Origin of the sequence: Rhodococcus sp. 11-3 (assembly GCF_023704055.1) — a bacterium.
GTDB lineage: Bacteria > Actinomycetota > Actinomycetes > Mycobacteriales > Mycobacteriaceae > Rhodococcus > Rhodococcus aetherivorans.
The window spans coordinates 539,025-555,849 of sequence record NZ_CP080406.1 but is presented as its reverse complement, the minus strand read 5'-3'; the positions used below and the strand labels follow the sequence as shown (position 1 = coordinate 555,849).

Here is a 16,825-nt window from a genome sequence, read left to right as displayed (position 1 = left end):
CCACGCACGGGCGCGTCAGCGCAGGGACGCCGGCGGGGTGAAGCGCTCGCCGTACTTGGCGGCGAGTTCCTCGGCGCGCTTGACGAAGCCCTCCTTACCGCCCGGGTAGCCGGCGATGTACTGCGCGACGCCACCGGTCCAGGCCGGGAAGCCGATGCCGAGGATCGAGCCGATGTTGGCGTCGGCGGTGGTACGCAGCACGCCCTCGTCGAAGCACTTCTGGGTCTCGATGGCCTCGATGAACAGCATCCGCTCGATCAGGTCCTGGATCGGGATGTCGGTGGGCGCGCTGCTGAACTTCTCGCGCAGGCCCGGCCAGATGCGGGTGCGCTTGCCGTCGGCGTACTCGTAGAAGCCGCCGCCACCGGCGCGGCCCGGGCGGCCCTCGTCGACGAGGAAGTCGACGACGGTGGTCGAATCGTCCTGCGGCACCTTCAGACCCGACGCCTCGGCGGCAGCCTCGGTCTCCTTGCGGATCTTCTGCATCAGCGTCAGGTTCAGCTCGTCCGACAGCTGCAGCGGCGGAGCCGGGTAGCCGGCCTGCGAACCGGCCTGCTCGATCGTGGCCGGCTCGATGCCCTCGCCGACCATGCGGATCGCCTCGTTGACGAACGTGCCGATGACGCGGGAGGTGAAGAATCCTCGCGAGTCGTTGACGACGATCGGGGTCTTGCGGATCTGCTGGGCGAGATCGAACGCCTTGGCCAGCGTCGCGTCGGAGGTCTTCTCCCCCGCGATGATCTCGAGCAGCGGCATCTTGTCGACCGGGGAGAAGAAGTGCAGGCCGATGAAGTCCTCCTGGCGCTTCACTCCCTCGGCGAGGCCGGTGATCGGCAGGGTCGAGGTGTTCGACCCGAGCACCGCGTCCGGCGCGACGACGTCCTCGATCTCCTGGAACACCTTGTGCTTGAGGCCGGTGTTCTCGAACACGGCCTCGATGACCAGGTCCGCGCCGGCCAGGTCGGCGGCGTCGGCCGTCGGCGTGATGCGGGCGAGCAGCGCCGCGGACTTCTCCTCCGTGGTCTTGCCGCGGGCGAGCGCCTTGGCCTCGAGGCCCTCCGAGTAGGCCTTGCCCTTCTGCGCCGACTCGATCGAGACGTCCTTGAGGATCACGTCCATACCGGCCTTGGCGCACACGTAGGCGATGCCCGCGCCCATCATGCCGGCGCCGAGCACGGCGACCTTCCGGAAGGTGGTCTTCGGGAACGGCGTGCCGTCGGCCTGCTTGGGGCGCGACGCCCCGGAGTTGATGGCCTGCATGTCGAAGAAGAACGCCTGGATCATGTTCTTCGCGACCTGGCCGGTGACCAGCTCGGTGAAGTAGCGGCCCTCGATCTTCGACGCGTTGTCGAAGTCGACCTGCGAGCCCTCGACGGCGGCGGCCATGATGGCCCGCGGGGCGGGCATCGGGGCGCCCTTGAGCTGCTTGCGCAGGTTCGCGGGGAACGCCGGCAGGTTCGCCGCGAACGACGGCGACGCGGGGGTGCCGCCGGGGATCTTGAAGCCCTTCTTGTCCCAGGGCTGCACGCCGCCTTCGGGATTGGCCTTGATCCACGCCTTCGCGGCGGGGACGAGTTCGTCGATCGAGCCGACGACCTCGTCGATCAGGCCGAGTTCCTTGGCCTTGACCGGGTTGTATTTGTTGCCCTGCAGCAGCACCTGCATCAGCGCGGTCTGGATGCCGAGCATGCGCACGGTGCGGGTGACGCCGCCGCCGCCGGGCAGCAGGCCCAGGCTGGCCTCGGGCAGGCCGATCTGCACGCCCTTGACGTCGGCCGCGATGCGGTGGTGGGTGGCCAGGGCGATCTCGAGACCGCCGCCGAGGGCCGCGCCGTTGATCGCGGCGACGACGGGCTTGCCGAGGGTTTCGAGCCGGCGCAGGTCCGCCTTGATGCCCTCGACCTCGTCGAAGATCCGCTGCGCGTCCTCGGGGCCGACCTTGATCATGTTCTTCAGGTCGCCGCCGGCGAAGAAGGTCTTCTTCGCGGAGGTGATCACGACACCGGTGATGTCGTCCTTCTCGGCGGCCAGGCGGTCGACGGTGGCCTTCATCGACGCCTTGTAGAGCTCGTTCATGGTGTTCGCGCCCTGGTTCGGGTCGTCGAGGGTCAGCACCACGATGCCGTCGGCGTCGCGCTCCCAGCCGATCATGTTGTTCTCAGTCACTGTGAATTCCCCAGTCCCTTCCGAAGTTTCAGACACGCTCGATGATCGTGGCCACGCCCATGCCGCCACCGATGCAGAGGGTGACGAGGGCGCGGCGGGCACCGCGGCGCTCGAGCTCGTCGACCATCGTTCCCGTGATCATGGCGCCGGTGGCGCCGAGCGGGTGCCCCATCGCGATGGCGCCGCCGTTGACGTTGAGCTTCTCGTCCGGGATCTTCAGGTCCTTCTGGAACTTGAGCACGACCGACGCGAACGCCTCGTTGATCTCGAACAGGTCGATGTCGTCCACGGTCAGGCCGGCGGCGGCGAGGACCTTGTGCGCGGCCGGGGTGGGGCCGGTGAGCATGATCGTCGAGTCCGCACCCGAGGTGGCGGTGGCGACGATGCGGGCGCGCGGGGTCAGGCCCATGTCCTTGCCGGCCTGCTCGGAGCCGACGAGCACCAGCGCGGCGCCGTCGACGATGCCGGAGCTGTTGCCGCCGTGGTGGACGTGGTCGATCTTCTCGACGAAGTGGAACTTCTGCAGCGCGACGGCGTCGAAACCGCCCATCTCGCCGACCATCGCGAACGACGGCTGCAACCCGGCCAGGCCCGCGAGGGTGGTGTCGGGACGCATGTGTTCGTCGTGGTCGAGGACGGTCAGGCCGTTCTGGTCCTTGACCGGCACCACGGACTTGGCGAAGTACCCGCCGGACCACGCCGCCGCGGCCAGCTGCTGCGAACGCAGCGCGTACGCGTCGACGTCCTCGCGGCTGAAGCCTTCCATGGTGGCGATCAGGTCGGCGCTCACACCCTGCGGCACGAAGTAGGTGTCGTAGTTGGTGGCCGGGTCGAGGGCCCACGGGCCGCCGTCCGAGCCCATCGGCACCCGCGACATCGACTCGACGCCACCGGCGACGACGAGCTCGTCCCAGCCGGAGCGGACCTTCTGCGCGGCCATGTTCACGGCCTCGAGGCCGGAGGCGCAGAAGCGGTTGATCTGCACGCCGCCCACGGTGTCGGGCATGCCCGCCGCGGTGACGGCGGTGCGGGCGATGTCGGCACCCTGGTCGCCCACCGGTCCGACGACGCCGAGGATCAGGTCCGAGATGCGGTTCTCGTCCAGGTCCGGGAACCGCACGCGCAGTTCGTCGATCAGGCCGGTGACCAGGGAGATCGGCTTGACCGAATGCAGCGACCCGGTCTTCTTGCCGCGGCCGCGCGGAGTTCGGATGGCTTCGTAGATGAATGCCTCGGAGGTCACAGTGCAGGGTTCCTTCCCGTGCTTTGCGGATGCGAGGGGCGGCGGCTCGTGACAGCCGTCACGCCCGACCTCGTTCACCCTAGGAGCCGGGACCCCCCGGACTGAAGGACCGAACCGAGCGGAGTCCGTGACCGAACCGAGCGGACGTTCACGCCCCGAGACCGGCCTCGCGGGCCCGCACGATCGCGGTCGACCGGTCGGCCGCGCCGAGCTTGCCGAGCACGTTCGACACGTGGTTGCGCACCGTTTTCGGGCTCAGCACCAGCCGGCGGGCGATGGCCGCGTTGTCGTGCCCGCGCGCCATCAGGTCCAGCACCTCGCGTTCGCGATCGGTGAGTTCCGGGAACACCGCCGGCGCCAGGGTGCGGGAGGCGGCCATCGCCCCGATGGCCTTGGCGGCGACGGCGGCACCGACGATGACCTCGCCGTCCGCGACGGCGCGGATCGCCCGCTCGACACCCGACGGGTCGGCACCCTTGACGAGGTAGCCGCGCGCCCCGGCGCGCACCGAGGCGACGAGCGACTCCTCGTCCTCGTGCATCGTCACCACCAGCACCCGCAGCTCGGGGAACCGCCCGAGCAGCTGCCGGGTCGCCTCGATGCCCGAGCCGTCCCCGAGTTCGAGGTCCATGAGCACGACGTCGACGTCCGCGGTGATCACCTCGAGCGCCTCGGCGACCGAACTGGCCTGGGCCACCACCTCGATGCCGTCGAGGGTGCCCAGCAGCGCGACGAGCCCGAGCCGGAACACCGGATGGTCGTCGACGACGGCGACGGCGATCGCCGCGGGGGCGTTCACGACGGGCCCCACGGGAGGTCCGCCGTGACGACGGTGCCGTGCGGCTGCGCCGCGGCGATCTCGACGGTGCCGCCGACGTCCTCGGCGCGTTCGCGCATGCTGTGCGTCCCCACGCCCCGTCGCGCGTTCCGGTCCAGCCCGCGGCCCGCGTCGCGTACCTCGAGGGTGAGCCGGTCCGCCGCCGCCCGCACGAGCACCCGGCACCCGTCGGCACCGCTGTGCCGACGCGCGTTGGTGACCGCCTCGGCGGCGATGCCGTACGCCGCGGCGACGACCGCCCCGCCCCGGCGCGGTGGCACATCGGCGTCCACGTCGACGCGGAATCCACTGCGCGAGTGGACCGCCGACATCTCCTCCAGCGCGGCGGCAAGACCCAGCTCGTCCAGGACGGGCGGCAGCAGCCCCCGGGAGAGCTCGCGCACGCCCTCGACCTGGTGGTCGAGTTCGCGCAGCAGCGAGTCGATCAGCGGAGCGGCGCCGGCGGAGTCGCTGTCGATGAGGTTGCGGGCGCCCTGCAGCCCGAGCCGGATACCGGCGAGGGACGGACCGAGCCCGTCGTGCAGTTCCCGGCGGATGGTGCGGCGCTCGGCGAGCCGGGCCTCGGTGAGCCGGTCGCGCGCCGCGTCGAGCTCCTCCGAGGACCGCAGCACCACGAGCCCGGCCTCCACCACGGAGGCGAGTTCGCCGAGCGCGCGGAAGCTGCGGGGCCCCAGCGTCTCACCGGGCGGGGCGGTCACCTCGAGCCGGCCGTCGCGCAGGACGACCTGCTCGGTGGGCCCGGTGGGGGTGCCCCATCGGGCGAGCGCCTCGTCGCCGCGGCGCACCGTCACCGACTCGAGGCGCAGCGCCACACCGACTCCGGCGGCGAGGTCCTCGAGCAGCCGCCGCGGCGTCTGCGCCCCCGCGAAGTGCCGGCCGAGCCGGCGCACCGCGCTCGCCGGGTCGTCGCCCTCGCCGTAGACGAGGGTGTGCACGCGCCGGGTCAGCCAGGCCCGCACCGGTTGCACGGCCAGGGCCACCGCGACCGCGGCGATGGCCTGGGCGACGACGGATCCGTCCGTCGGCAGGATCAGGGCGACGGTGGCGGTCACGGCGAGGTAGCCGGTGGCGAGTACCGCGACGAGGCTGCCGGCGACGGCGGCGCGGCCGACCGCGAGGTCGAGCCCCCACAGCCGTTGCCGCAGCACCACCACGAGGATCGCGACCGGGTAGAACGCCTGCGTGGCCAGGTGCAGCAGCGGCGTGAGCATCCACGGCAGGCCGGGCACCGCCAGCGGGATGTAGGACACCGCCATCAGGGCGGTGCCGAGCGCGAGCCAGCCCAGGCCGATGCGATCGGAGACCGGGCCGCACCGCCACCGGTAGGTGATGTCCGCAGCGGCGAGCAGGCCGAGCGTGACGACGGGCAGCACGAGCCAGCCGACGGCGGTGCCGGTGAAGGTACGGGCCCAGAAGAACCACGCGGTGACCACGGCACCGGCGAGCACGCCGAGGCGGGCGCGCCGGTCGAGCGGCGTGTCGCGGACCAGCCAGGGCACCACCAGGAACAACGCCAGGGTGCCGGGGATCCACGCGGTGCTCTGCAGCGGCGCGAGGACCCCGGCGAACGGCAGCCCGGGCCGCACCTCCGCGAGCTTCGTCCAGGCGTAGCTCAGGGCCGAGAGCCCGACGCCGATCGATGCGAGCGACAGCAGGATCGGCACCGGATGCACCCGGCGCGCCAGCACCACGCCGGCGACGGTGCCGTACACCGCGGCACCCACGGCGTCGACGAGGAAGAACAGCTGATCGGAGTCGAGGTCCGGGCGGGCGGTGGCGAAGACCACGAGGGCCGCGACGGCCAGGCCCCCCGAGAGCACGGCGACGACGGCGGCGGGCACCGGTGCGCCACCGGTGCCCGCCGCCGTCTCGGATGCGCCCGCAACAGCCATGATGCGGTGAGTATGCCCCGCGGCCGGATCCGTCGCGCGGCAGCCTATCGGCGCGCCCTGTCGGAGACGGCGAATCCGATGCCGGCGACGAGCACCCACACGGGACCGACGAAGCCGGCCATGTATTGCAGCGGGGAGATCCCGAGCAGCACGGTCAGGCCGCCGAGCACCACGCTCGCCCAGCCCAGCCACCGCGGCGTCGCGCCGTGGCGCAGCGACGCGGCCGCCACCGCCAGGCCGCTGACCCCCGCGCCGACCCACAGCCACGGGATCGTGCCGACCCAGTGCGCGCCGACGACGGCGAACTCGGCGACCATCTGTCCCGGCTCGCTCAGCCCGAACAGCAGCTCGGTGTCCAGGCCGGCGCCGAGCAGTCCGGCGGTCGCCGTGAGCAGCAGACCGAACGCCGCGACCGACGGCAGCAGGCTGTCCTCGGGCAGGGCGATCCGCAGGCGGCGCTGCAGGCCGGCGGCGAAGATCAGCAGCAGCACCGTCGACACCATGAGCGACAGGTGCATCACCAGCAGTGGGGTTCGTTCGCCCGCGAACGCCTCGGCGATCGCGGGCGCGTTGCCGGCCGTGGATTCGTCGTAGGCGGCGCCCATACCCATGCTCGCCTGGATGGCGACGACCCCGGCGAGCCCGGCAACGGCCCCCGACCATGCCCAGGCGCTCGACGACGCGCGCCGTGCGGCCGTGCGTCCGTCCTCCGTCACGCTCACTGTGCTCATCGGTTCGGTGTCCCTCCCGTCGTACCGGCGCGCTCTGCGCCTGACGGAGAGGCTGCTGCGCCCGGCGTCCCGGTCGCCAGGGACACCCGTCCCGTCCCGGTGGGATTCCTCCGGCGGGATGCCGGACCGGTCCTCGCGCGCGTCGGTGCTTGCCGCGCGCGTGAGGACGCGCGCGACAAGCACCGTTCCGCGCGAGAGTGACCGCGCTGCAGGCGAATCAGTAGACCAGGACGGCGAACAGCGTGCTGAGCACGAGCCCCGCCATCACCGGCAGGAAGCACTTGCGGGCCAGGTCGAGGACGGGGACGCGGGCGAATCCGGCCACGGCGACGAGCGACGACCACGCGACGATCACCCCGCCGCCGGACCAGATGTTGCCCATCTGCCCGATCGCGGCGAGGGTCGACGGATCCATGCCGACCGCCGGGCCCAGCGCGCCGGACAGCGAACCGGTCAGCGGCAGACCGCTGAAGCCGGACCCGTCCAGCCCGGCCACCACGCCGATGAGCAGGATGCCGAACGACGTGACGAACGGGTTCTGCGGCAGGTGCGACTGTGCCGCGTTGACGAGATCGAACAGGATTCCCGGACCCGTCTCGCCGTCCGCGTAGCCGAGGATGGCACCGGAGAAGTCGGGGTTGCCGATGAGGAAGAAGCCGGCGATCGGCAGCACGACGCCCATCGCCTTGAAGGCGAACACCAGACCGTCGACGAGGTGCTCGGAGGTGGTCTCGAGGAAGCCGCCCCTGTCGTTGGACGCGGCGGCCGCGAACAGGATGAGCGCCGCGATTCCACCGACGATGGCCGCGGCGTCCCCACCCTGCAGGGGCGGCACCACCTGGGTGAACTTGCCCAGCAGCAGATACACGATGAAGGCGAGGTAGGCGAGCGGAACGAGCATCGCGAACGCCTTCGCGGTGCCCCTGCTCTCGGCGAGTTCGTAGCTGCCGGGGTCGCGCTCGGCGACGATCACGGCCGTCGCCGTGCTCGCGGCACCGTCGGGGCCACCGGCGGGGCCGCCGCCCACGGGCTCGGGCTGCACCGGCTGCCGGCTCGGGGCGGATCCGCCGCCGGCCGGGCCGTCGGCGCCGCGGTCGGCCTCGGCCTCCCACTCGACGAGCAGGTCCGGCGACGGCGCCCGCCACGTCCGGCGCTGCGCGACGAACGTGATCGCCAGCGCGGTCACGCCGACGACGAGCGACAGCACGAGCGACTTGTCCGCCACGGCGTCGACGTCGGCACCGGCCGCCGTGGCGGAGATGCCCGGTGCGACCTTGATGATGTAGTCCGACGACAGGGCCATGCCCTGGCCACAGATGGCGATGACCATGCCGACCGACAGCGGCGACAGGCCGGCCCGGATGGCGACGGGGATCAGCACGGCACCGACGAGCGGGACGGCCGGGGTGGGCCAGAAGAACAGGGAGATCACGTACGTCACGACGGCCAGCACGACGAAGCTGCTGGTGCCGGTACGCATGACCCTGCGGAACGGCGCGACCATCAGCCGGTCGGCGCCGAGTTGCCGCAGCGCGCCGAGCATCGCGGTCACCAGCGCGATGATCAGGAAGATGTTGAACAGCTCCTTCGCGGCCACGAGGCTGGCGTTGAAGATCGAGGACAGTCCGGTGACGATGCTGCCGGAGAACACGAAGGCGGTCAGGAACGTTCCGATGACTGCGGGAACCACGATGTTCTTCCGCAGGGCCATGGTGGCCAGGATGACGACGATGCCGGCCACGTAGACCCAGTGGGCGGCTGTGAGTTGTACGTCCAATTCGAGTCCTAAGTCAGGAGCAGAACGAGTGAGGGGCTGTGTTCGTGGAACTTTCCGCGCTCGTTCATGCCTGGTCAACGCAAACCTTGCACAGTGCCCCGAACTGTAGATGTGCAGTGTGTTCCTGTTTTGCGTTTCCGTGTCCTCCGGTAGCGCGATCGTGAACAATTGCTACGAACTTGTGTCTTCCGCCGTTTCCGCCGGGCGAACCCCGATTCCTTGGGCAGGGTGCACACTCCGGGCGCGTCCGCCTGTGCTGTTTACGAATTCGACGCCGATGCGGCGGTACCGGGCGCGGTGAGACAGTGAGGCCACGGCCCCCGCCGTATCGCTCGCGAGCCACAGGAGACAGATGACCACCCGTACTGCCGCGCCGACTCCGGCCCCGGCGCACGCCGATTCCGGAACCCCGCTCGCGCTGTCCGCCCTGCTGGCGGGAACCCTGGTCGGCACGATCAGCAACAACGTCGTGAATGTCCCGTTGGCGGAGATCCTGTCGGATTTCGGCACCTCGCTCGAGAGCGGGGTGCTCGTCGTCGCCGGTTTCCTGTTGACGTTCGCGGCGTCGATGCCGCTGGCCGGCTGGATCGGTGATCGCTTCGGCCGCCGGCGCGTGTACTGCGGCGCGCTCCTGGCGACGGCGGTGTGCTCGGCCGGCGCCGCGACGGCCCCCAACCTGGCGGTGCTCGTCGCGTGGCGCTCGCTGGGCGGTGTCGCCGCCGCCGCGTTCGCGCCCGCCGTGATGGGCCTGATCGCGTGGTTGTTCGGGCCCGAGCGGCGGGCGCGGGCCGTCGGGGCCTGGGCGGCGGTCAACGGTGCCGGTCAGGCCCTCGGACCGTCGATGGGCGGCCTGATCGCCGACCACTGGGGGTGGCGCTGGGTGTTCGTCCCGCTCGTGCCGGTGGCGCTGATCGGCTTCGCGGGGACCCTGCGCTGGATTCCCGCGTTCGAGGGCCGGCGCATGCGCCTCGACGGCCCGGGCGCGGCCGCGTTGACGCTCGGCGCGGCGGTGCTGGTGCTCGGGCTGACGCTGGTCCCGCAGCCCGGCGTGGCGCTGCCCGTCGCCCTCGCGCTGATCGGGGGCGCGGCCGTCGTGCTCGTGTGGTTCGTGCTGCACTGCCTGCGCACGCAGGTGCCGTTCGTCGACGTCCGCCTCGTGGCCGAACCGCGGTTCGCCCGCAGCGCGATCGCGGCGTTCGGTCAGATGTTCTGCCTCGGTGCGACCCTGCTCGCGGTGCCGCTGTACCTGACCGGCGCGGGGGTGTCCACAGCCCTGGCCGGGACGATCCTGTTCGCGCTGCCCGCCGTGATGGTCGTCCTGGCCCCGATCGTGGGCCGCACGACCGACAGGCTGGGCGCCCGGAGGGTGCTGCGGGCGGGGCTGGCGGTGCTGATCGTCGCCCAGTCGGCCCTGGCCGCCGTCCTGGCGACCGCGGCGACGAACCACTGGGCGATCGTCGCGGTGCTCGCGGTCACCGGGGTGGGCAGCGCGCTCGTACAGACCCCGGCCGCGGCCGGGTCGACGCGCTCGCCCGCCGGAGCCCAGGGCACCGGGCTGGGGTTGTTCAACCTGATCCGTTTCGGCGGATCGGCGGTCGGCGCCGCATGGGTGGCCATCGCGGTGGACTCGTGGTCGTACCCCGTGCTGTTCGTCGTGTGCGCCGTCGTCGTCGCGGCGGGGCTGGCCGCGTCCTTCCTCGGCCGCGACCCCGAACTGGCAGGCGTGTGAACGTTGTTCAGCGGTAGTTGATCTCGCGGTCCACGGCGGTGTGGACATGGTCCAGCAGCTCGAGGCGGATCGCGAGCCACGCCGTGAACTGGTTCTCCGGCAGGCGCACGTCCATCGACAGCGCACGGGAGATGCGATCGAGCTTGGACAGCATCGTGTTCCGGTGCACGTTGAGCTCCCGCGCCGCGGCGTTGACGTTGCCACCCGCGCTCAGGTACGCGACGAGCGTGTCGTGCAGGTCGGTTCCGGCGCGGATCGGGCCGAGCACGTCGCGGACCAGGCGGCGGCTGCGGTCGGTCTCGGCGACGAGTTCGAGCACGCCGTAGCCGCGCAGGTCGCGGTAGGAGACGGCGCCGGACAAGCCCAGCCGCTGCCCGATTCCCAGGGCGACCCGGGCCTGACGGTAGCTCTCCCGGATCTCGTCCGCGCCGACGGCGGGCGCGCCGTGCGCGACCGGCACCGGCCGGCCGCGCCGGTCCTCCAGGTCCAGGGCCATGGCCTCGGCATACTTCTCGATCTCCGCCTCGACGTCGCGCCGGTCGTGCGACCGGAGCGAACGGACGACGACGAGGACGTCCCCGATCACGGTGACGTAGGACCGCACCGCCGGGTGCGGCAGCACGCTCGCCGCGTACCGCGCGAGCCGCAGCAGGCTCCCCGAGCCCTCGACGCCCGCACCCCCGGCGTCCGGAGCGTGCCCGGCCGCGACGAACACCGCGAACGTCGAGGTCAGATCGATGTCGTGATACCCGGCCCGCGCCTGCATGTCGTGCTGGCTGGTGAAGCTGCCGTGCACGAGCGCCTGCACGAAGTCCCCGCGGGCGCGTTCCTCCGCTTCGTCGACACTGCGCTGCCGCAACATCTCCGAGCCGATGATCGCCGTCGCCTGTTCGGTGACGACCGCGTGCTGAGCCAGTTCGTGCGGGCCCGGGCCGGGACCGGCGGCAAGCACCGCGACCCAGCCCTCGAACCGCTTGCCCAGGCGGATGGGGCTGGCGGTGCACGTCCAGCGTCCCGAATCGCCGGACAGCTCCACCACCCGGGTGTCGTGGCCGTGTCCGGATCCACTCGTGGTCTCCGCGCCCTGCCGTTCGGCCAGCGCCCGCGGAAGCCGGTCGGAGACGAGGTCCGTGGTCGCGGAGTCCAGGCCGTGGACCGCGACGACGTGCCCGCGCGCGTCGAGCGCGACGGCGGGATGGTGCGCGAGGGCCGAGACCTCGCGGAGGAGCAGGGTCATGCCCGCGCCCCGGTGCAGCAGCCCCGCCAGGGTGGTGTGGACGTGCGACGAGTAGCGCATCACGTGCACCTCCTGCGTCAGGGCACGCTCGGCCAGGAGGCGGTTGAGCGCCGCGAAGCCGATCGGGAAGCTCAGCTCGAGGACGACGAGTCCCGCGGGCAGCGGCGACTCCGCGGTCGTCGCGGGCAGCGAGCCGTCCACGACGAGGGCGGCGGCGCCGCGCGCGGCCAACGCCGCGACGGCGTGTACGTTGCCGGCGAGCGCCTCCGGACGGGCGTACACGGCGACGGCATCGAGGTCGTCGAATCGGCCCATGACCTCGCTGAACGGCAGTGCCCAGGTGAGGGCGCGGTCGAGGGCGGTGTGCCCGGACGCGATCCGCGCCCCGGTCATCAGCGACTCGTCGAGCAGACCCCGGACGGTCAGGCGCGGGCTCGGTTCCATGTCGACCTGCTTTCTGCGAGCGGGGCGCCGGCGCGAGGGACGACGTGCACCTTTTTCATCAAGTACCAGAGTCGAAGGTCCGCAGGCGATGTGCAACTTGTACACGAATTGTGTCGGGTACGGGTGATTCTGACCGTCCCTCCGTGGCCGCATCCCTGTTAGAAATAGCCCACTGGCGAAAACGCATCCACCGGCCGGACCCTCGCTTCCCGCTCCGCCAGGCCGGTACTCCCGCAGACCGAAAGTGGAGACCCATGCATCGAATTCATCGCATCACCCTCGACGACGCGCTCCCCCTCCTCGCTGCCGGCCGCGCGAAGGCGGAGGAGATCGGCGTCAAGCAGACCCTGTGCGTCTGCGACGAGAGCGCCAACGTCATCGCCCTGCACCGCCTCCCCGGTGCGCGGCTGACGGGTGTCGAGATCGCGATGGCCAAGGCGTTCACCGCGGCGGGCCACGAACGCGCCACGCACCTGTTCAACGAACCGCCCAACGGGCCGGCCCTGCCCGGCAACGAGGCCTTCGGCATCAGCCACATGCTGCCGGGCAAGTTCGCGATCTTCGTCGGCGGCTTCCCGCTGGTGTTCGACGGCCAGATCGTCGGCGCCGTCGGCATCAGCGGCGGAAACGGCGAGCAGGACAAGGCCGTCGGCGCGGCGATGCTCGCGGAGTTCGAGGCGATCACCGCGTCGGTGGCGCACTGACTGTGCACTTCGACCCCCGCCGGCGCCGCATTCCGGTCAGTGTGGCCGTGGCCGCACCCCGACGCCGGCACTAGTTTCGAAACCGACCGGAACAGGCTTTCACTCAGCCGATTTCGATCGTTCTCCGCAACGTCGCGGATCAACCCCAGCCCGACCGCACGACACAGCGTGAAAGGGAAACCACCATGACCGAACTGCTCGGACGCGACGAGTTCCGCGCCGCACTCGAGAACGCGATCAAGGGCCGCGAGGCCAAGGACGCCTCGTTCAGCAAGGCCTGGGCCGAGGGCAAGCTCGAGAAGCACCACTTCGCCCGGTGGGCCGAGAACCACTACCACTACGTGGGCCCGTTCGCGGACTACCTCGCGAACATCTACTCCAACACGCCCGACACGTTCACCGACGCCAAGGACTTCACCCTGCAGAACATGTACGAGGAGGAGCTGGCCGACATCCGGCACACCGACCTGCTCATCAAGTTCGCCGAGGCGTGCGGCACCACCCGCGAGCGCGTCGAGGATCCGAACAACATGAACGCCGTCACCCGCGGCCTGCAGGCGTGGTGCTACGCGGTCTCGCAGCGCGAGCACTTCGTGGTCGCCACCGCGGCCCTGGTCGTCGGTCTCGAGTCGCAGGTGCCGAGCATCTACAAGAAGCAGATCGTGCCGCTGCGCGAGGTGTACGGGTTCACCGAGGACGAGATCGAGTTCTTCGACCTGCACATCACCTCGGATGTCGTCCACGGCGAACGCGGGTACCAGATCGTGCTGGACTGCGCCGACACCCCGCAGTTGCAGCAGCGCTGCCTGCAGCTCGTGCGCTGGGGCGCGGAGATGCGTTTCTCGTACACCAAGGGCCTGTACGACACGTACGTCGCTCCCGACCTCGAGCTGGCTCCGGCCTGACCGACGTGACCGGACCGCGGGAGGGTCCACCGCTCGGCCCTCCCGCACCGGTCCCGGCGGCCATCCCCGATCGAAGGAGAATCATGTCCACCGACGCCGCCTCGGCCCCGCCCGGGTCGACCCGCGACAGGGTCGCCGTCGCCACCGTCAAGGAGCTGACCCGCCGGCGCAAGCTGCGCGTCGAGGTCGACGGCGTCGGCATCGCGTTGTTCCACGCGAACGACCGGGTGTACGCGTTCGCCGACCTGTGCATCCACCAGGACCGCTCGCTCGCCAAGGGCACCCTGTTGCACGGGCGGGTCATCTGCCCCGGCCACCAGTGGCGGTTCGACCTCGAAACCGGCTACGAGGAGGACCAGGATCTCTGCCAGCCGACCTATCCCGTGACCGTCGAGGGCGACACCGTCTATCTCGATCCGGCCCCGCGCCGAGTCGTTCCCGGCTCGCAAGAGGAGAGTTCGTCATGACCGTACGCACCGTTGTCACCGTCGGCGCCGGCCAGGTCGCCGCGGTCGCCGCACGCACGTTGCGCCGCCGCGGATTCGACGGCCGCATCGTCCTGCTCGGCGACGAACCGCACGCGCCCTACCAGCGGCCGCCACTGTCGAAGGAGTTCCTCGCCGGCCGGGAACCCGTCGCCTCCCTTTCCCTGCTCACACCGAAGTGGCTGGCCGACAACGATATCGACATCCGGACCGGTGTCACGGTACGGCGCGTCGACACCGCCTCGCGCAGCGTGGAATTCGACGGTGGGTCCGTCGCCGCCGACGCGGTGATCCTCGCGACCGGGGGACGCCCGCGCACGATCCCCACCTCCGGGACGCGCCCCGATCTCGTGCACTACCTGCGGACGCTCGACGACGCCGTCGCCCTCGCCCCGCGGCTGACCCCCGGTGCGCGCCTGGTCGTCGTCGGCGGCGGATTCGTCGGCCTCGAGATCGCCGCAACGGCACGCGGTCTCGGTGTCGACGTGGTCGTCCTCGAATACGCCGACGCCCTGCTGGGTTCCGTCCTGGGCGCCACGGTCGGCGGGTTCTGCGCCGACCTGCACCGCCGCAACGGCGTCGATCTGCGCACCGGCGTCGGCGTGGACTCCGTCGCGACCTCCGAGGCCGGGGTGCGGGTCCGCACCACGACCGGCGACACGATCGAGGCCGACGTGGTCGTGGTCGGCATCGGCATCACGCCGAACGTCGCCGTGGCCGCCGCGAGCGGACTCCACACCGACAACGGCATCGTCGTCGACGCCGTGGGCCGCACCGCCGTACCGGGAATCCACGCCGCCGGCGACGTCGCGAACCGCTTCTCCGACCGCGCCGGCCGCCGAGTCCGGGTGGAGCACTTCGACAATGCCAACCGGCAGGCCGCGGTCGTCGCGGACACGATCGTCGGTCGCACCTCGCTCGCCGACGACGCCCACTGGTTCTGGTCGGACCAGTACGACACGAACATCCAGTTCACCGGAACATCCTCCGGGACGACGGAACTCGTCGTGCGCGGCGACGCCCGCTCGGGGGAGTTCACCGTCTTCTATCTCGCCGGCGACGTGCTCACCGCGGCGTTCGCCATGGACCGCGGCGAGGACATCATGGCCGCCCGCGAACTCGTCGGCCGGACGGTCGGCGCGCACCAGCTCGCCGACGCGGACGTGGACCTGTGGGAACTGGGCGAACAGGTGGTGAGCTGAGGTGGCCGTAACAGGACTGAACTTCATCGACGGTGCGTGGGTGCCGGCCGTCTCCGGCGCCACCTTCGAACGACGCAACCCCGCCGATTCCACCGACCTGATCGGAACGTTCCCCGATTCCGACGCCACCGACGTGCGCATCGCCGTCGACGCACTCGACAAGGCGGCCCCCGAATGGGCCGCCACCCCACCGGAGCGCCGGGCCGCCGTCCTGGAGGCCGCCGCCCGGCACCTCGAGGAGCGACGGGAATCGCTCGTCGGGGAACTGGTCCGCGAGGAGGGCAAGACGCGCGCCGAGGCCACCGTCGAGGTGAGCCGCACCCCCATGAACCTGCGCTTCTACGCGGGCGAGGCGCTGCGCGCGACCGGCGCGACGTACCCGGCCGCCGGCCGCACCATGATCTACACCGTCCGCGAACCCATCGGCATCGTCGGGGCCATCACCCCCTGGAACTTTCCGCTGAACATCCCGTCCCGCAAGCTCGGGCCGGCGCTCGCCGCGGGAGATCCGGTGCTGTTCAAGCCGTCCGAGATCACCCCGCTCATGGGGCAGCGGCTGGTCGAGGCGCTGCTCGCCGGCGGACTGCCCCCGGCGGCGATCGCGCTGGTGCAGGGCGGCGGGCGGGCCGGGGCCGCGGTGGTCGCCGACGAACGCGTCGCGGCCGTCACCTTCACCGGATCGACGGAGGTGGGCCGGGCCATCCATCGTGGCATCGGCCCGGACCGGCGGGTACAGCTCGAGATGGGCGGCAAGAACCCCGTCGTCGTCCTCGCCGACGCCGACCTCGACGCCGCCGCCGCGTTGATCGTCAAGGGCGCTTTCGGGCTCTCCGGACAGGCCTGCACCGGCACCAGCCGGGTCGTCGCGATCGACGACATCCACGACGCCCTGCTCGAGCGGGTCGTCGCCCGCGCCGAGGCCCTCACCGTCGGACCGGGCCTGCGGGCGGGGGCGTCGATGGGTCCGCTCGCCAGCCGCGGCCAGCTGGACAAGTTCCTCGAGTACGTCGCCGTCGGGCAGGACGAAGGGGCCCGTCTGGTGTGCGGCGGAACCCGCTGCGACGACACCGGATTCGGCGACGGGTTCTTCGTGCGCCCGACGGTGTTCGCCGACACCGCGCCGGGCATGCGCATCCTGACCGAGGAGATCTTCGGTCCGGTGCTGGCGTTCCAGCGGGCGTCGTCGTTCGACGAGGCCGTCACGCTGGCCAACGACACGGCGTTCGGCCTGAGCGCGGCGATCGTCACGCGCGATCTCGACCGGGCCGGGCAGTTCGTCGCCCGTTCCCGCACCGGCCTGGTCAAGGTGAACCAGCCGACGAACGGCATGGCGATGAACGCTCCGTTCGGTGGGTACAAGGCGTCGAGCACCCAGACGTTCAAGGAACAGGCCGGGCCGACGCTGATGCAGTTCTACCAATCCGAGAAGACCGTCTACATCGACCCCGTCGCCTGACCGCCCGCGGTCGGAG

13 protein-coding genes are annotated in these 16,825 nt (G+C 71.3%); 6 read left to right on the top strand and 7 right to left on the bottom strand.

The window, feature by feature from the left end; genetic code table 11:
- Window positions 1–15: 15 nt before the first annotated feature.
- From KZJ41_RS02470 to KZJ41_RS02445, 6 genes are all read right to left on the bottom strand, one after another.
- Entirely contained in the window at window positions 16–2,166 is a 2,151-nt protein-coding gene (locus KZJ41_RS02470) for a 3-hydroxyacyl-CoA dehydrogenase NAD-binding domain-containing protein (protein WP_065923125.1), read from the bottom strand.
- A 28-nt stretch (window positions 2,167–2,194) separates the two neighbouring features.
- The gene (locus KZJ41_RS02465) at window positions 2,195–3,409 is read right to left on the bottom strand and encodes an acetyl-CoA C-acetyltransferase (protein ID WP_006947448.1); all 1,215 of its coding nucleotides are present in this window, start codon (window positions 3,407–3,409) and stop codon (window positions 2,195–2,197) included.
- A gap of 148 nt (window positions 3,410–3,557) precedes the next feature.
- Window positions 3,558–4,220, bottom strand: a complete 663-nt coding sequence (locus tag KZJ41_RS02460) for a response regulator transcription factor (protein WP_102799131.1) — start codon at window positions 4,218–4,220, stop codon at window positions 3,558–3,560.
- Window positions 4,205–6,139 carry a histidine kinase gene (locus KZJ41_RS02455; protein ID WP_102799132.1) on the bottom strand — a complete coding sequence of 645 codons (1,935 nt, stop codon included), beginning with the start codon at window positions 6,137–6,139 and terminating at the stop codon, window positions 4,205–4,207. Before KZJ41_RS02455 ends, KZJ41_RS02460 begins: the two co-directional genes overlap by 16 nt.
- Window positions 6,140–6,183: 44 nt before the next feature.
- The gene (locus KZJ41_RS02450) at window positions 6,184–6,870 is read right to left on the bottom strand and encodes a hypothetical protein (RefSeq protein ID WP_102799133.1); all 687 of its coding nucleotides are present in this window, start codon (window positions 6,868–6,870) and stop codon (window positions 6,184–6,186) included.
- Window positions 6,871–7,087: 217 nt separating this feature from the next.
- Window positions 7,088–8,647 carry a hypothetical protein gene (locus KZJ41_RS02445; protein WP_251550076.1) on the bottom strand — a complete coding sequence of 520 codons (1,560 nt, stop codon included), beginning with the start codon at window positions 8,645–8,647 and terminating at the stop codon, window positions 7,088–7,090.
- 352 nt (window positions 8,648–8,999) lie between these two features.
- Here KZJ41_RS02445 and KZJ41_RS02440 point away from each other — a divergent pair, with 352 nt between their 5' ends.
- A complete protein-coding gene (locus tag KZJ41_RS02440; protein ID WP_168578970.1) occupies window positions 9,000–10,376 on the top strand; it encodes an MFS transporter in 1,377 nt (458 codons plus the stop codon).
- A gap of 7 nt (window positions 10,377–10,383) precedes the next feature.
- Here the strand turns inward: KZJ41_RS02440 and KZJ41_RS02435 are convergent, their stop codons facing one another.
- Window positions 10,384–12,057, bottom strand: a complete 1,674-nt coding sequence (locus tag KZJ41_RS02435; RefSeq protein WP_102800410.1) for a CdaR family transcriptional regulator — start codon at window positions 12,055–12,057, stop codon at window positions 10,384–10,386.
- A 254-nt stretch (window positions 12,058–12,311) separates the two neighbouring features.
- On the opposite strand from KZJ41_RS02435, the gene KZJ41_RS02430 reads away from it, so the two are divergent.
- From KZJ41_RS02430 to KZJ41_RS02410, 5 genes are all read left to right on the top strand, one after another.
- Window positions 12,312–12,761 carry a heme-binding protein gene (locus KZJ41_RS02430; protein WP_006943161.1) on the top strand — a complete coding sequence of 150 codons (450 nt, stop codon included), beginning with the start codon at window positions 12,312–12,314 and terminating at the stop codon, window positions 12,759–12,761.
- A gap of 185 nt (window positions 12,762–12,946) precedes the next feature.
- Window positions 12,947–13,666 (top strand): TenA family transcriptional regulator, encoded by a 720-nt coding sequence (locus KZJ41_RS02425; protein WP_006943160.1) that lies wholly within the window; start codon window positions 12,947–12,949, stop codon window positions 13,664–13,666.
- 83 nt (window positions 13,667–13,749) lie between these two features.
- Window positions 13,750–14,133, top strand: a complete 384-nt coding sequence (locus KZJ41_RS02420) for a Rieske 2Fe-2S domain-containing protein (protein ID WP_006943159.1) — start codon at window positions 13,750–13,752, stop codon at window positions 14,131–14,133.
- Window positions 14,130–15,353: an NAD(P)/FAD-dependent oxidoreductase gene (locus KZJ41_RS02415; protein ID WP_251550074.1), complete on the top strand. Its 1,224-nt coding sequence runs from the start codon at window positions 14,130–14,132 to the stop codon at window positions 15,351–15,353. The genes KZJ41_RS02420 and KZJ41_RS02415 overlap by 4 nt, the downstream gene beginning before the upstream one ends.
- Window position 15,354: 1 nt before the next feature.
- Window positions 15,355–16,809, top strand: coding sequence for an aldehyde dehydrogenase family protein (locus KZJ41_RS02410; protein WP_251550072.1), 1,455 nt, complete (start codon window positions 15,355–15,357; stop codon window positions 16,807–16,809).
- The last annotated feature ends 16 nt before the right edge of the window (window positions 16,810–16,825 follow it).